This is a genomic window from Knoellia remsis (genome assembly GCF_003002895.1).
GTDB lineage: Bacteria > Actinomycetota > Actinomycetes > Actinomycetales > Dermatophilaceae > Knoellia > Knoellia remsis.
In genome coordinates this window covers 60,555-74,115 of record NZ_PVTI01000002.1, presented here as the reverse complement: position 1 = coordinate 74,115, position 13,561 = coordinate 60,555, and the positions used below count along the sequence as shown (strand labels likewise).

Genomic DNA, 13,561 nt, shown 5'->3' with positions numbered 1-13,561 from the left:
ATGTCGATGCGGCCCTCAATGCCGCCCCGTGCCGTCCGAGCGGCCACGCGTCGTCTGCGATAAGGTTGCCTTATGACACTGGCGGCCGAGTACCGCGACGCGCGACGCGCGGAGGGTGTGGCGCGCCTGCGCCGCGCTCTCGCGCTCCGCGCCATGGTTGCGGCGGGCGCCTCCCAACGCGACATCGCGAGTGCACTGGGTATCTCCCAGCCCGCCGTGAGCCAGCAGCTCAAGGTGGCGACACACCTCGACCAGGTTCACCCGCAGGAACTCCTCGAAGCAGCGACTCCCATCCTCAAGGCCGTTGCCACCGAGCACGGCTACACGCGGCTTGCGGTCTTCGGGTCTGTCGCCCGTGGCGAGGCACGGGCGGACTCCGACATCGACCTCCTAGTCCAGCCGCCGCCGAACACGTCGTCGTTCGACTTCGTCCGGTTCACGCAGATCATCGAGGACATCCTCGGACGGGATGTCGATCTCGTCGACTACGGCGGCCTCAGGTCTGGACTCGATGACGACATCCGCCGAGAGGCGGTCCTGTTGTGATGCAACGGTCCGCAGCGAAGGAGCTGCTGCACATCCAGGCATGGCTCAGCCGGGTCCACGAGATCACCCTCCGGGGTCGCGACGACTACATGGCCGATCCGCTCCTGCAAGAAGCAGGCGACTCACTGATGATGAAACTCGGCGAGGCAGCCAACCGGCTCGCGAGGATCGGTGTCCTCGCGCCCGCTGGTGTCGAGTGGGCACTCGCCGTCGCCAACCGCAACTTCATCATCCACCAGTACGACGAGATCAACCGGGACGTCACGTGGCTGACCCTGTCGCGCGACCTCCCCGCTTGGCGTCGCCACCTGGAACCGTTGTTTGGAGAAGCTGAAGTCGCACTCGGTGACCAGCGCGAACAGTAGTTAAGGCGCCGATGACTCCGGCCACAGCCTTCCTCAGCAGGTTCGGGGTTCCAGTCCCTGATGGCGCACCAGGCCCATGTCTGAGGGTGGCGCATAAATCCTCGGGTGGGTGACCACGGCTAGGAACTCGTGCAGGCACGGCCAAGGGATCGCCACGCCGGCGGGGGCAGCCACCGCACCCGCGAGGACGCGCGTGGCCGCAACATGGAGCGGCGAGTCCCGCCGGTGGGCGTAAAGGAGTAGTTCGTCTTGAGCGCGATCACGCGGTCTCGGCAGAGGCGATGCGGATCGCCTCACCGGGGTCGACGCGCAGCCCCTCACCGTCAGCAGTGGGGAAGACGAAGTCGGGCCGTGATCGATCGCTCGTGCGCCGATCGATCTCGCGCCGCAGCCCGGTGACCACGAGGTCACGCACGGTGGTCGACTGGGCACGGGCCAGCTCCTTGGCCTCCCTGGCCAGCGCGTCGGGCAGCTCGAACGTCGACTTCATACGGTCCACCGTATCCACCGCTGGTGGGCCCCTATGCTGCGAGCGATGACTCCTCTCGACGCGTCGGTCATCGTCCCGTCGCACCGCGGCGCGGACCGGCTGCGCACGCTCCTCCCCGCCCTCGCCGCGCAGGACCACGACGGCCCGTGGGAGGTCGTCGTCGTACTCGACGGCGTCGTCGACGACTCCCCCGCCGTCCTCGAGTCGTATGCCGTCCGCGCGCCTCTGCGGGTCGTCACCCTGCCCGAGCAGGGCGGCGTCGCGAACGCCCTCAACGCCGGATACGACGCGGCTCGGGGGCGCGTGCTCATCCGCTGCGACGACGATCTGCTGCCGCCACCACACATGGTCCGCCGTCACGTCGAGCTGCACGCCGGCCGTGACGACCTCGGGGTCATCGGCCCGACCCGCGACCGGTTCGACGACACCCCCTACGCCCGCGCCTACGGACGTCCGGCGAACGCGCGACTGCTGCGGACGGCATACGAACGCGGTCCGCAGGAGCGCTGGGTGGGGTGGGCGGCACACAACTCGCTCACCCGTGCGACGTGGGAACGGGTGGGTGGTTTTGACCCGGCGTTCACGTACAGCGAGGACGCCGAGCTCGGGGCGCGGCTGCACGAGGCCGGCATTGAGCTCGTCATCGACCGCGAGCTCGAGCTCGCGCACACGGCACCGGCGACGTCGCTCGCGGAGCGGGCCGGGCGGGCATACGTCAGCGGGTCGGCACGCACGGTGCTCGAGCGCACCCACCCGCGCACCGTGACACCACCACCGTCGGACCACAGCGCGTGGGGCCGCGCCGTCGCGGGCACGGCGCGGCTCGCGGGGTCGCGCAAGCGAGCCACACAACTTGGTGCGCTTGGCGACCGGGCGCTGCGAGTCCTGCCGAGCGGCATCGGCGGCAGGGTCGCCGCGCTCGTCGTCGAGGCGGCCGGACGCGCCGGTCACCGCGCCGGCGCCGACAACCTCGCCGAGGAGCGCTGGACCTACGACCGCCGACCGGTCAGCGAGACGACGGCGACAGGGACGTCGACGACGTCAGCGGCGGCGACGACCCCGCAGCACGCGAAGGGCGACGACCACGGCCACGACCGCGACGGCCGCCGCGATCCGCTCGACCCGTAGGTCACCTTCGGGGGTCGTCGTCGCGTCGGCGAAACGCGCCTTGGCCTTGTCGACCTCGCGCTTGGCGATGTTCGACGGCGTGGCGCGGGTGGTGAGCTCGTCGAGGGTGCGGGCCAGACGCGCGCGGCGCTGGGCGATGTCGGCCTCGAGGGCGGCGATGTTGCTCATGCGGTCAAGTCTCCCTGAAGTCCGAGGTCCTTGCGGAGCTTGGCCACGTGGCCGGTGGCCTTGACGTTGTACCAGGCGTTCTCGACCTTGCCGTCCTCGTCGACGACGACGGTGGAGCGGATGACGCCCTGGACGGTCTTGCCGTAGAGCTTCTTCTCGCCGAAGGCGCCCCACTGCGTCATGACCTGCTTGTCCGGGTCGGAGAGCAGGGTGAGGGTGAGGTGCTCCTTGTCGCGGAACTTCGCCAGCTTCTCCGGCTTGTCCGGCGAGATGCCGAGGACGGTGTAGCCGTCGCCCTTGAGGGAGTCGAGGGACTCGCTGAAGTCGCACGCCTGCTTCGTGCAGCCCGGCGTCATCGCGGCCGGGTAGAAGTAGACGATGACCTTCTCCCCGCGCAGGTCCGAGAGCGTGACGCTCTCACCCGTGTCGGTGCTCAGGGTGAAGTCCGGGGCGGTGTCGCCCGGGGCCAGTCGCTCACTCAACGCTGCTCTCCTGGTTCGTCTCGGCTCGCGCCAAACTATCAGCGGGCCCGAGCCGGGTTGTGCGCGAGGCGGGACTCGAACCCGCACACCCGAAGGCACCAGAACCTAAATCTGGCGCGTCTGCCAGTTCCGCCACTCGCGCGTAGTGGTCACTGTAACTGCGGTGTGTCAGGGTCCCTCCAGCTGTAGGCGGTGCGGATCGCGTCGGCGAACGCCGCCTGTCCGTATGCCGTCCTCGCGCGTTGCCGGCCCGTCGCGATCGATGTCCCGCGACCCCAGGCCGAGCACACAGATCATGGCGAACATCATGAAGTCGATGGAGTCGAGCGCCCCGGTGAACGGGCCGGCCTGGTCGAACGCCCGACTGAGGGGGATGTGCAGAACACAGAACACGAGGACGACAGCGCCTGACAGCTTGACGCGCCAGCCTCGATGCAGGATCAGCGCGATACCCGCCAGCGGAAGCCAGATCTGGTGGTGCGGCCACGAAATGGGCGAGGCCAGCACAGCAGCGCACATGACAAGAATGGCCGCGGAGATGTGGTCACCTCGCCGCCGTGCCTGCTCGGCGCGATAGAAGGCGGCGAGGACGAGCGCCGTGCCGAGGGTCAGCCACAGCACGGTTCGAGGCAGGCCCTCCAGACCCGCCCGCGACAGGACACCGAAGACGGACGCGTTGGCCGGCAGATCGGGCCGCCCGACGCGACCGGTGTCCAGCACTGCTCGGGTCCAGAACTCCTTCGAGACGTCCGGATAGACCAGCCATGCCAAGGCCCCTAGCCCGATGAAGGAGAACGACGCCAGCGCCGCTGATCGCCATTGGCGCGTCAGCACCAACCACGCAATGGCGACCAAGGGCGTCAGCTTGATTGCTGCCGCCACACCCGTCAGAACACCGCGCCATCGCTCTGGCACAGAGGCGCCAAGGTCCAACACGATCAACAGAGCGAGCACGACGTTGACCTGGCCGTTGATGATCTCGGACTGGAACTGAGAGCTCCCAAGGAACATGGCCACCGCGGCGAGATAGGCCGCCAATGTGCCAACACGCCCCCACGCGAGCTGGGACGCTCGAAAGATCAAGGCCACGAGAACACCGGCAAACAGCAGGTCCAGAACCGTCCAGATGTCGCCCAAGCGTTCGGGATCCAGCCAGGTCACAGGGGTCATCACGATGGCGGCGAATGGTGGGTAGGTGAAGCCGAACCCGGCTCCGTTCTCCCACTCGTAGAGGGCCCCACCATCACGCCAGTTCTGCAACGCGCCCTGATAGACCGAGATGTCTCCGGCCACCCCCACGTTGAACGACTGCGCGAGCAGCCAGTCGGACCGCACCATCCTCGCGAACGCAGCGGTGGACGCCAGCACGCCGGCCCACAGGAAAAGCCGGCTCTGGGCGGGAGAAAGCTTCAGCCGGGCGCGCACGTCCACATTCAAGCAGTACCGAACCGGTAGTCGACCGCGGGAGCAGGTCGACGTGATCCCCGCCGTCACGTCAAGCCGTATGCGGACGCAATCTCGTCCTCGAACTGGTCACTGCCAAAGGCACGCTCGGCCCAGGCCTGCGCCCGACGCCATCGGGCGAGCTGTGACGTCGGGTCGGTAAGTGCCTGAACCAGCGCGGCGGCCATGAGGGCCGGGTCGTCGGTCACGGCAGCGAACAGGTCCGGCCCGTCGATGCCCTCTGCGCCCACCGTCGTGGTCACCGTCGGCACGGCATGCAGCAAGGCCTCGACAACCTTGAACTTCACTCCGGCACCCTCACGCAGCGGAACGACGCACGCCCCTGCCCCGGCGTAGACCTCATCGAGAGAGGCCACGAAACCGGTCAGCTCGGCGCCCTCCACCCGATCGACCATCGCCACGAGATGTGCTGACGCCCCGCCACCCACGATGCGCAACCGCGCCGTGGACAGCTGTTCTCGCACGAGCGGCCAGATCTCCTCGAGGAGCCATGCCGCCGCCCGCGCGTTCTCCACGCGGGCCAGGTACGAGACGAACACGACGGCACCGTCGGAGCCAGCCCCCGTCACGAGCTCTCCCGAGTTGCTCGGTTGCGCGACGGCTGCACCCAAGGGGGGCCGGACCACCGTGAGGTTCGCCGGCGAGCCGAGCAGCGCAGCGTCCTTGGCACTGAAGGTGAGTGCGGTGTCGAGCTGCCGGACGAGGCGTCGCTCGCGTCGACGTGCCAGCGCTGTCTGTGCACGCCAGTACACCCGGGACCATCTGCCCCTTCTTGGTTCACGGGCGAAGCTCTGCGACTGGACATCGTGGAAGGTCCCGACGACCCGGGCGTGGGGACTGAGTTGGCGTACCAAGGGCGCCAACCGGATCGAGTCCTCCCATTGGAGATCAACGATGTCGGCCTCCCGGAGGGCTGATCGCGCTGCCGACGAGATCAGGAGACCCACCGCGTAGGGCAGGTACGGAGCCCCCGGGTCCAGCCGGCGCCACCATCGGTCCACGTTGGTGGTCAACCAACCCAGCGGCCCGCGAACGGTGACCAGCTGGTGACGGGGAGCACCGGCCATCTGCGCGGCGCGACGGTTGACGGTCGTGTCGGCCGTCAACAGCATGACGTCGTGGTGACGCGAGACGAACTCGTGAACCGCAGCAACGTATCGGCCGCCCGCATGCGGGACCGCGTCGTGAGGGAGCACGTACGCGAGCATCACGATGCGCTGTTCCCTCACGCGCACATGCTCGCATGCTGCGACCGCGTACTGACCTAGGATCGCGCTCGTGCCCACCCTGTCCGTGGTTCTGCCAGGCGTCCTGCCCGTGGACGAGGCGGGTCGAGTGGCCATCGACGACAAGACGATGTCGGGTCTGACCCGGTTGGCCGACCATTGGCCCGGAATGTTGGTCGCCGCCTCAGTGCCCGGCCCGCCAAGCAGCGCGGGGGTCAGCGACAGGTGGCATCGGCTGGGCGACCTACCGTTCGAGGTCTTCACCGACAAGCACATCCTCGGTGCGGCCACGCGCCCTCTTCCGGACCTCATCCTGGCGCCCTACCTGCCTGCCACGGCGGCGCTCGGGGCGGTTCCGCACCTACTCGTGCCGGTCCTCGAGTTCGCCCCCGAGGCGCTGGCCGCGGAACACAGTCGGAGCGCAGACGTCGTCTCGTCCACCCGCCCGCGCGTCGGTGCGTGGCGCCAGGGACGGGAGACCGACGCGTTGGTGCGCAGGGTGCGCGGGGTCCAGTGCAACGGCCACCCCGCGCACGACAGGTTCTCCTCGATCGCTCGCTCGGCCCTGCTCTACTTCGACAGCCGCATCACGCGTCAGCACCTCGATGACGCCCGCGCCGCCGTGCGCAACCCGCCGCGACAGACAGTGCGACTGTGCTTCTCCGGCCGCCTGATCGCCGCGAAGGGACCGCGCTTCGCCATCGAGCTGTCGTCGCGACTCAGGAGCCACGGCGTGGACGTCGAGACCACCGTCCTCGGCACGGGTACCCAGCTCGACGAGCTGCGCGCGATTGCCGGCAAGGAGGTGACCTTTCGTGGCCACCTGCCCTTCGACCCGGACTGGACGACCTTCGTCCGGGACAACGTGGACCTCATGGTCCTTCCCCACCCGTTCGGCGACCCGAGCGGAACATACCTGGAGTCGGCGGGATGCGGCGTCCCACCGCTGGGTTTCGACAACGCGGCCCTGAAGGCCCTCGTGCGTCGGCACGGGCTGGGCTGGGCAGTCCAGACCAGCGACGCCACAGCCCTGGAGCGGGCCGCCGTGAATATCCTCGACAACCCGGCACAGTGGACGGCTCGACGTGAGGCCGGCCTGGCCTTCATGGACCAGCATGATGTGGATACGACGTCTGCGCGCCGGGTCGAGCACCTCACCTCTCTCCTGTGACGCCTGACCCGCACGAAGGAGCTGCTGATGATCCGGTTCATGGCGCCCGACCTGCCCTCGCCGAGCGGCGGGATCAAGGTCATCTACAAGTACGTCGAGCACCTGGTCGCGCTCGGCCACGACGCCCGGGTCTGGCACGGCACACCGGGATTCGCGTATGCCGAGTGGTCGAGCACCGCTCCCGTCGAGACCGGGCGCACGGTCGCCGCGGCGCCGGGCGACGTCCTCGTCGTGCCGGAGACGGGAGGGTCGAAGTGGAGCTTCCTCAACCCGGGCGTACCGCTCGTCATGCTGTGCCAGGGCATGGACTTCGTCTTCGCCGACGCCTCGTTCACGCGGGACGTGCGCGGTGACTACCCGGGCTGGCCGCAGGCGGTCGGGGTGCTCGGGGTGTCGGACGCGATCGTGACGTTCCTGCGGCGAGCGTGCGCGCCGGGCTTCCCGATCCACCACGTGCCGGTCGAGATCGAGGACTACTTCGTGCCGCGTGAGAAGGAGCGGCGGATCGCACTCATGCCCCGCCGGCGGCGCGAGGACCTGCTCGGCGCGGTGCAGCTCGTCCGGCGTTCGGGGCGGCTCGGCGACTGGGAAGTCGTCCTCATCGACGGCATGACTCAGGCGCAGGTCGCCGAGGAGCTGGGGCGGTCGGCGATCTTCCTCTTCGGTGCCGAGCGTGAGGGGCTGGGGCTGCCGGGGGCGGAGGCGATGGCGGCGGGGTGTCACGTGATCGGGTTCACCGGCGACGGGGCGAAGGAGTACCTCACGCCCGAGACGGGTGCGGTGATCCTCGACTCCGACGTCGTGGGGATGTGCGACGCGACGCTGGCGTCGATGGAGCTGTTCGACGCGGACCGGGCGGCGTGGCAGGTGCCGGTGGACCGCGGCCATGAGCTGGTGCGGGCGCGCTACTCCCCCAAGGAAGTTCGTGACGCGCTGGCTCGTGCCTTCGAGTCGGTGCTGGCGCCCGGGTCACCGGCTCTCATCGAGGCGCCGGTGACGTTGGAGCACTACATGGCACACGGTCCGCGTGGCGGGCGCGCCGGCGCGGCATACGTCGGTGCCCGTCGCCTCGCACGGCGAGGCGTCAATCGCCTCCGTGGCGCAGCGAGATGATCTCCATCGGGTCGTCGTGGTCCATGAGGACGGTGACGATCGAGTCGCCGGTCGTCTTCTCGTGGTCCGACCAGACGAGCTCGATGCCGAGCTCGTCGAAGCGGGCCTGCCCTTCGTCGCGGATGTAGTCGCGGGCGCCGGTGCCGGAGAGGTACGACGTCGCGCCCTGGTCGACGAGGACCTCGAGGACGCGTTCAAGCCCGGCCTGCTTCGGCGGCGGCGGGACGACGAGCTCGGTCGTGATGCCGAGCAGGTCGCGGATCTGCTCGATGAGGGCAATGTTGATATCGGCGAGGTTGGTGGCCTCAACGGAGGTGATGCGGTCGAGCAGGTCGGGGCCGCGGTCCTTCCAGTGCCGCGCGCCGGTGTAGCGGCCGGTGATGGAGTCGACGAGGTGCTGCTGCCAGCCGTCCTTGACCTCGACGGTGTTGATGGGCACGAGGTGCGGCTTGCCGACGAGCGGCAAGGTCACCCACGTCTCGCGCATCATGACGCGGCGCTGGACCCAGTGCTTCTGCAGCTGGTCGTGGACGGCGAGGACGAAGCGGTCGCAATTGACCATCTTGAACCAGAACCCCGACCACGGCAGCAGGTCGGGCTGGTGGATCGCGGCCTTCACCGGCGCACCTGTCGGACGAGCGCGTATTGCTCGGCGTAGGCCATGAGCCGGACGAGTCCGGCCGCCGCGGCGAGCTGCTTGACGGAGTTGATCGGGTGGATCTCCGTCGGGATCTCGGACTGGTATGCCGTGCACGCGAGCGCCTTCTTGGTCACCTGGTCTTCGGTGAGGTCCTCGAAGACGTTCCAGCGCAGGTCGCTCGGGTAGAGGTTCACGTCGTAGGCGGCGATGTCGTAGACGAGGACGCTCGGCGGGAAGTGGTGATCGGCCGACATGGAAACCCGGGCCGAGCGCATGCCGGCCTCGTAGACGGCGATGTGGTCCTGGTGCAGCGACGGGAACGGCAGGTAGACCTCGTCGGGGCGCACGTGGGCCATGACGGCGTCGAGGGCGGCGACGAGCTCAGTCATGTGCTGGTCGGTGACGCCGTCCTCGAAGCCGAGGTTGCGGCTGTCGGTCACGCCGAGGATCCGCATCGCCTCGGCGTGCTCGGCCGCGCGGGTGGGGCCGCTGTCGGTGACGGTGGCGACGACGCACTCGTCGGGGTACTTCGCCATGAGCCCGCCGCAGCCCATGGACTCGTCGTCCATGTGCGGCGCGATCACCAGTCGCTTCACGTTGCGCACTCCCCTCTCGGATTCGGGCCAAGGTTAACCAGTCAGCGGTTCCGCCATCAGCGCTTCCCGGACCTGAGGCGGTCAGGGGCGTGCGCGACCGTCCAAGACCCACTGTGGCTGCCAGCCGTCGGGGAGCTCGTCGACGAACGAGAAGTCGGCGTCGTACTCCACGCAGCGGCCCGGCGGATAGGTGCTCTGGAAGAACGCCGGGGCCCAGATCATGCCGGGGTTCTGGCCGTGGACCGTGCGGCTGACGAAGGCACCCCAGAGCGAGAAGGTCGAGTTCGAGATCACGAGTCGTCGCGATCCGCAGATATCCCGGAAGTTCTGGGCAGCGGTGTCCGTGTCGGGCGCGAAGGTCACCTCCTCGGCAGCCGCCCAGAGGAACGGCAGGTGGTCTCGACACCACTGCTGGTCGTCGGACACGACGTGGATGCGCTGCACCTCGCCGTCACGCACGATGGAGCGTCGAACCGCCTGATCCACGTAGGCCGCGAGGTCGATGGCGAACCAGCTCCGGTGCGCGGCGACCGAGTAGTAGTCGCCGCGACGCACGTTGACCGTGAGGACGGTGTCGCTGGCGAGGTCCGAGTTGGTCACCCCGGCGAGGAGCGGCTCGGGCATGAGTCCATCCCGGATGAACGCGGAGCGCGCTTGGGGCGAGAAGCCCTGGGCATATCCGCTCTCGGCCTGCTTGTGAGCCCAGTGGTCGTGGCGCTGGTCGAGGAAGTGCACCTCGTCGGGCTCGATGAGGAACCTCTCGGAGAAGGCCGGGATCTCCAGGAGCCACGGGCGGGTGCGCTCGTTGATGAGCACCCGCGGCTCGGGATGCTGGCCGCGCCGCTCGTGTGCCCAGCACCAGAGGTAGAGCTGGTTGCCGAATCCCATGAAGTCCGGGGTCCAGTTGACGTCGCGCCGGCCCAGCCGTCGCCGCACCGGTGAGAGCACTGCGGAGGCGGCGTCACGCACGATGGCTTTCACTCGGACACCGGATCGGTGACAGGAGCCCAATGGCTCGGGATGTCCTGCACGATGCTCCATCGCGGGTCAAGCTGCCATGCGGCACCGTCGGCCTCATCTCTGATGTGGAACCACGGCGCCACGATCCACTCCGGGCGCCGTGTGCGCCATGAACTGAGGTAGCCGCCCCAGTAGGAGAAGGTCGAGTTGGCGAGGATCAGGCGCGGCGCGTTCGCCACGATCGCCAAGTGGGTCTCCGGTGGGAGGCCATCGGTCTCGAACGTCAGCCGATCAGCGTGCTGATCGAGCCAGCCCAGGTGGTCGACACACCAGTCGATCCCGTCTGAGACGACGTGAATCCGTTCGATCGCTCCCCCGCCCTCACGGCTGCGGGTCAGTGCGGCGGTGAGGTATTCGTCGAGGTCGAACGAGTAGTTGAGTCGGTTGGCGGCGCTGCTGACGTAGTCACCGCGCCGCACGTTGATCAGCACATCTGCGTCGGTCAATCGGTGTGACTCCGGCACTCGTTCCGGTGCGATGACTCCTGTCGGTTCGATGAAGCCGCGGATGAACTCGTCGAGGTTCGACTCGTCGAAGGCGACGCCCCACTCCGAGTAGAGCCCCTTCTCGATCCGGTCGGTGCGCCGCACATCTTCTGGCTCGACCGTGAGCTCCATGGCTGGTGCGCCGAAGACCGGGAGCCACGGACGCATCTTGGGCGTGCGCAGGCTGACGATGTCGAGGTCGCGAGCACGCCAGTGGTGCGCGTGCATCCAGTCGTACAGGAAGTTGCCCAGGCCCGCCGTCTGTTGGGTCCAGAGCACCTTCCGCTGGCCACGTCGCACAACGCGATCCACTGCACGACGGAGTCCGGCCCGCACTTGGACCTACCCGAGGGGCCGCAACGCGTCGGCGAGGCGGGGTGAGAGCTCACGGAACGCACGGCCACGGTGAGATATGGCGTTCTTCTCGGCATCGCTGTACTCGGCCAAGGTGCGATTGTCGCCTTCGGGCACGAAGGCAGGGTCGTAGCCGAATCCGTTGGTGCCGCGCGGCGCACGGATCAGGTGGCCGCGCACCTCACCCTCCGCGATCTCCTCGCGACCGTCGGGCATGACGAGCACCGCGGCGCAGCGAAAGGCGGCGCCGCGGTGGGCATCCGGGACGTCGGAGACCTGCTCGAGCAGTAGCGCGAGGTTGGCAGCGTCGCGCTGGTGGCGTGTCGCGGCAGCGCCGCTTGTCGAACCCGACCAGCGCGCGGAGAAGACCCCCGGTGAGCCTCCGAGTACGTCGACAGCAAGACCAGAGTCGTCGGCCACGGCAGGCAGGCCCGTGGCGGAGGCAAGCGCAGCGGCCTTGAGCCGGGCGTTGCCGACGAAGGTCACCTCGGTCTCCGGAGTCTCGGGCACGTCGGGGAACGCGGCCGCAGAGACGATCTCGAGTCCCAGATCGTCAACGAGGTCCCCGAGGATCTGTTCGAGCTCGTGGACCTTGTGCTCGTTGTGCGTGGCGAGCACAAGACGATGGCGACGCTCCGTCATGCGCGTTCCCGCACAGGCTCTGCGAGGGATGCCTGCTGACGCTGGGTGAGGTCAGCGCACGCGGCGGTGGCCAGGTCGAGCAGCTGATCGAGTAGGCCGCGGTCGAAAGCCGCGCCGGCTCCCTCGGCAGTCCCTTGGACTTCGACGAAGCTTCCGCTCCCAGTCATGACGACGTTCATGTCGGTGTCCGCGGTCGAGTCCTCGGGGTAGTCGAGGTCGGCGACCGGGCTGCCATCGACCACGCCGACACTCACCGCAGCGACCGAGTCGGTGAGAGGTTTCGCGTCCTTCGCGATGAGCCCCTTGGCGCGGGCATCCTCGATGGCATCGGCCAGCGCGACCCACGCACCGGTGATCGAGGCGGTCCGGGTTCCGCCGTCGGCCTGGAGGACATCGCAGTCGAGCACGATCGTGTTCTCCCCCAACGCCTTCGTGTCGATGACCGCGCGCAGGCTGCGGCCGATCAGTCGGCTGATCTCGTGGGTGCGACCGCCGACCTTGCCCTTGCGGGACTCCCGGTCGCTACGGGTGTTCGTCGAGCGAGGCAGCATCTCGTACTCGGCGGTGACCCAGCCGGTTCCCTGGCCCTTGAGCCAACGCGGCACACCTTCGGTGAAGGAAGCGGCGCACAACACTCGGGTGCGACCGAACTCGACGAGAACCGAGCCCTCGGCGTGGTCGAGCCAGTTGCGGGTGATCCGCACCTCGCGGAGCTGGTCGGGTCGTCGGCCATCGTGACGAGTCATGGACGCGAGGCTACTTGGCAAGGTGGCGCTCCGGACAGCTACGCCTCCGTGTCATGGCGCGGGCGATCCGAGGCGGCGGGCCTCGACGACCTTGCCCGCCTCGAAGGCCATGAGCGTCAGCCACCGACGCCTGTCGTCACCCGTCCCCCTGATGGGGAACCGCCGCAGCAGAAGTAGTTCGTGATGGATGCGCCGCAGGACTGACTTGGGCACCACCTCAGTGGGCCTGACCTTGGCGTAGAGGGTGGCTGTACCCCTGCCCGAGTTGAACTGCTGCCTGAGCACACCTCTCAAGTCGGTACGGATGCGGTAGTGGATCAGCGCATCCGGCACGTACGCGAACCGATAGCCGAGGTCCCAGGCTCGCCAGGCGAAGTCGATCTCCTCGGCTCCCGCGGGATACGTCTCGTCGAAACCTCCCACCTCCTGCCACACGCCGCGCCGCATACCGAGATTGCAACCTATTCCGTATGTGCGCCCGCTCCACGTCTCGAAAAGACCATCGGTACGTTCAGCAATCGGGACCCAGGCCGCGGAGGCTCCGGACAGGGCGGTCGTCTCGACAGGACCGCTCACCAAGTGGTGCTCATTCAGCGCCTCGGATAGCGCGGACACCCAACTCTCGGAGACTCGGTCGTCCGCATCACAGATCAGGATGCGATCACTCGAGGCGTTTTCCATCCCGGCGTTGCGGGCAACCGACACCCCTCGACCGCGCGACGCGTCGACGATCCGCACCCCCGGAAGGCTGTCTCTCCACCTGTCCACAACGGCGTACAGGTCGTCGGTGGAACCGTTGTCCGCGACAACGACCTCGAACGGCGGCGCATCAACTTGGTCACGCAGCGCGGCGAGCTGCTCACCGATGACGTGGGCGGCATTGTAGGTCGGAATCACCACGGAACACTGCGCATCGTCGGGCACA

General features: G+C 68.3%; 17 protein-coding genes and 1 tRNA gene. 5 read left to right on the top strand and 13 right to left on the bottom strand.

From position 1 onward, the window contains the following. The first annotated feature begins 72 nt into the window (after window positions 1–72). The gene (locus tag BCF74_RS01655; protein WP_106296228.1) at window positions 73–546 is read left to right on the top strand and encodes a nucleotidyltransferase family protein; all 474 of its coding nucleotides are present in this window, start codon (window positions 73–75) and stop codon (window positions 544–546) included. Then, the gene (locus tag BCF74_RS01650; protein WP_106296227.1) at window positions 546–911 is read left to right on the top strand and encodes a HepT-like ribonuclease domain-containing protein; all 366 of its coding nucleotides are present in this window, start codon (window positions 546–548) and stop codon (window positions 909–911) included. Before BCF74_RS01655 ends, BCF74_RS01650 begins: the two co-directional genes overlap by 1 nt. A gap of 259 nt (window positions 912–1,170) precedes the next feature. On the opposite strand, the gene BCF74_RS01645 is transcribed toward BCF74_RS01650, so the two are convergent. Further along, complete coding sequence (locus BCF74_RS01645) at window positions 1,171–1,401, bottom strand: hypothetical protein (protein ID WP_106296226.1); 231 nt, start codon at window positions 1,399–1,401, stop codon at window positions 1,171–1,173. 45 nt (window positions 1,402–1,446) lie between these two features. Between BCF74_RS01645 and BCF74_RS01640 the strand changes: the two genes are divergently transcribed. Further along, window positions 1,447–2,529: a glycosyltransferase family 2 protein gene (locus tag BCF74_RS01640; RefSeq protein WP_170070100.1), complete on the top strand. Its 1,083-nt coding sequence runs from the start codon at window positions 1,447–1,449 to the stop codon at window positions 2,527–2,529. Here the strand turns inward: BCF74_RS01640 and BCF74_RS01635 are convergent. The 5 genes from BCF74_RS01635 to BCF74_RS01615 form a co-directional block, all read right to left on the bottom strand. After that, window positions 2,443–2,697 carry a DUF3618 domain-containing protein gene (locus tag BCF74_RS01635; RefSeq protein ID WP_106296224.1) on the bottom strand — a complete coding sequence of 85 codons (255 nt, stop codon included), beginning with the start codon at window positions 2,695–2,697 and terminating at the stop codon, window positions 2,443–2,445. The genes BCF74_RS01640 and BCF74_RS01635 overlap by 87 nt on opposite strands. Continuing rightward, window positions 2,694–3,179, bottom strand: a complete 486-nt coding sequence (gene bcp / locus BCF74_RS01630; RefSeq protein WP_106296223.1) for a thioredoxin-dependent thiol peroxidase — start codon at window positions 3,177–3,179, stop codon at window positions 2,694–2,696. Before bcp ends, BCF74_RS01635 begins: the two co-directional genes overlap by 4 nt. A 60-nt stretch (window positions 3,180–3,239) precedes the next feature. After that, window positions 3,240–3,321, bottom strand: a tRNA-Leu gene (locus tag BCF74_RS01625). Window positions 3,322–3,347: 26 nt separating this feature from the next. After that, the gene (locus tag BCF74_RS01620) at window positions 3,348–4,604 is read right to left on the bottom strand and encodes a glycosyltransferase family 87 protein (RefSeq protein ID WP_106296222.1); all 1,257 of its coding nucleotides are present in this window, start codon (window positions 4,602–4,604) and stop codon (window positions 3,348–3,350) included. Window positions 4,605–4,669: 65 nt separating this feature from the next. Further along, a complete protein-coding gene (locus BCF74_RS01615) occupies window positions 4,670–5,929 on the bottom strand; it encodes a glycosyltransferase (RefSeq protein WP_170070099.1) in 1,260 nt (419 codons plus the stop codon). Between BCF74_RS01615 and BCF74_RS01610 the strand changes: the two genes are divergently transcribed. Both BCF74_RS01610 and BCF74_RS01605 read left to right on the top strand, forming a co-directional pair. Then, a complete protein-coding gene (locus BCF74_RS01610; RefSeq protein WP_106296221.1) occupies window positions 5,922–7,040 on the top strand; it encodes a glycosyltransferase in 1,119 nt (372 codons plus the stop codon). The two genes, BCF74_RS01615 and BCF74_RS01610, sit on opposite strands and share 8 nt — an antisense overlap. Window positions 7,041–7,067: 27 nt before the next feature. Next, window positions 7,068–8,153 carry a glycosyltransferase gene (locus BCF74_RS01605; RefSeq protein ID WP_106296220.1) on the top strand — a complete coding sequence of 362 codons (1,086 nt, stop codon included), beginning with the start codon at window positions 7,068–7,070 and terminating at the stop codon, window positions 8,151–8,153. Here BCF74_RS01605 and BCF74_RS01600 read toward each other — a convergent pair. From BCF74_RS01600 to BCF74_RS01570, 7 genes are all read right to left on the bottom strand, one after another. Beyond that, window positions 8,125–8,772, bottom strand: a complete 648-nt coding sequence (locus BCF74_RS01600) for a WbqC family protein (RefSeq protein WP_106296219.1) — start codon at window positions 8,770–8,772, stop codon at window positions 8,125–8,127. The two genes, BCF74_RS01605 and BCF74_RS01600, sit on opposite strands and share 29 nt — an antisense overlap. Continuing rightward, entirely contained in the window at window positions 8,769–9,389 is a 621-nt protein-coding gene (locus tag BCF74_RS01595) for a PIG-L deacetylase family protein (RefSeq protein WP_146132850.1), read from the bottom strand. Before BCF74_RS01595 ends, BCF74_RS01600 begins: the two co-directional genes overlap by 4 nt. A gap of 81 nt (window positions 9,390–9,470) precedes the next feature. Further along, entirely contained in the window at window positions 9,471–10,370 is a 900-nt protein-coding gene (locus tag BCF74_RS01590) for an alpha-1,2-fucosyltransferase (protein WP_170070098.1), read from the bottom strand. Next, the gene (locus BCF74_RS01585) at window positions 10,367–11,194 is read right to left on the bottom strand and encodes an alpha-1,2-fucosyltransferase (protein ID WP_106296216.1); all 828 of its coding nucleotides are present in this window, start codon (window positions 11,192–11,194) and stop codon (window positions 10,367–10,369) included. The genes BCF74_RS01590 and BCF74_RS01585 overlap by 4 nt, the downstream gene beginning before the upstream one ends. A 42-nt stretch (window positions 11,195–11,236) precedes the next feature. Beyond that, entirely contained in the window at window positions 11,237–11,890 is a 654-nt protein-coding gene (gene rdgB / locus BCF74_RS01580; RefSeq protein ID WP_106296215.1) for an RdgB/HAM1 family non-canonical purine NTP pyrophosphatase, read from the bottom strand. Next, window positions 11,887–12,636, bottom strand: a complete 750-nt coding sequence (rph, locus tag BCF74_RS01575) for a ribonuclease PH (RefSeq protein ID WP_106296214.1) — start codon at window positions 12,634–12,636, stop codon at window positions 11,887–11,889. The genes rdgB and rph overlap by 4 nt, the downstream gene beginning before the upstream one ends. 51 nt (window positions 12,637–12,687) lie before the next feature. Next, on the bottom strand, window positions 12,688–13,560 hold the full coding sequence (locus tag BCF74_RS01570) for a glycosyltransferase family 2 protein (RefSeq protein ID WP_170070097.1): 873 nt from the start codon (window positions 13,558–13,560) through the stop codon (window positions 12,688–12,690). Between the last annotated feature and the right edge of the window lies 1 nt (window position 13,561).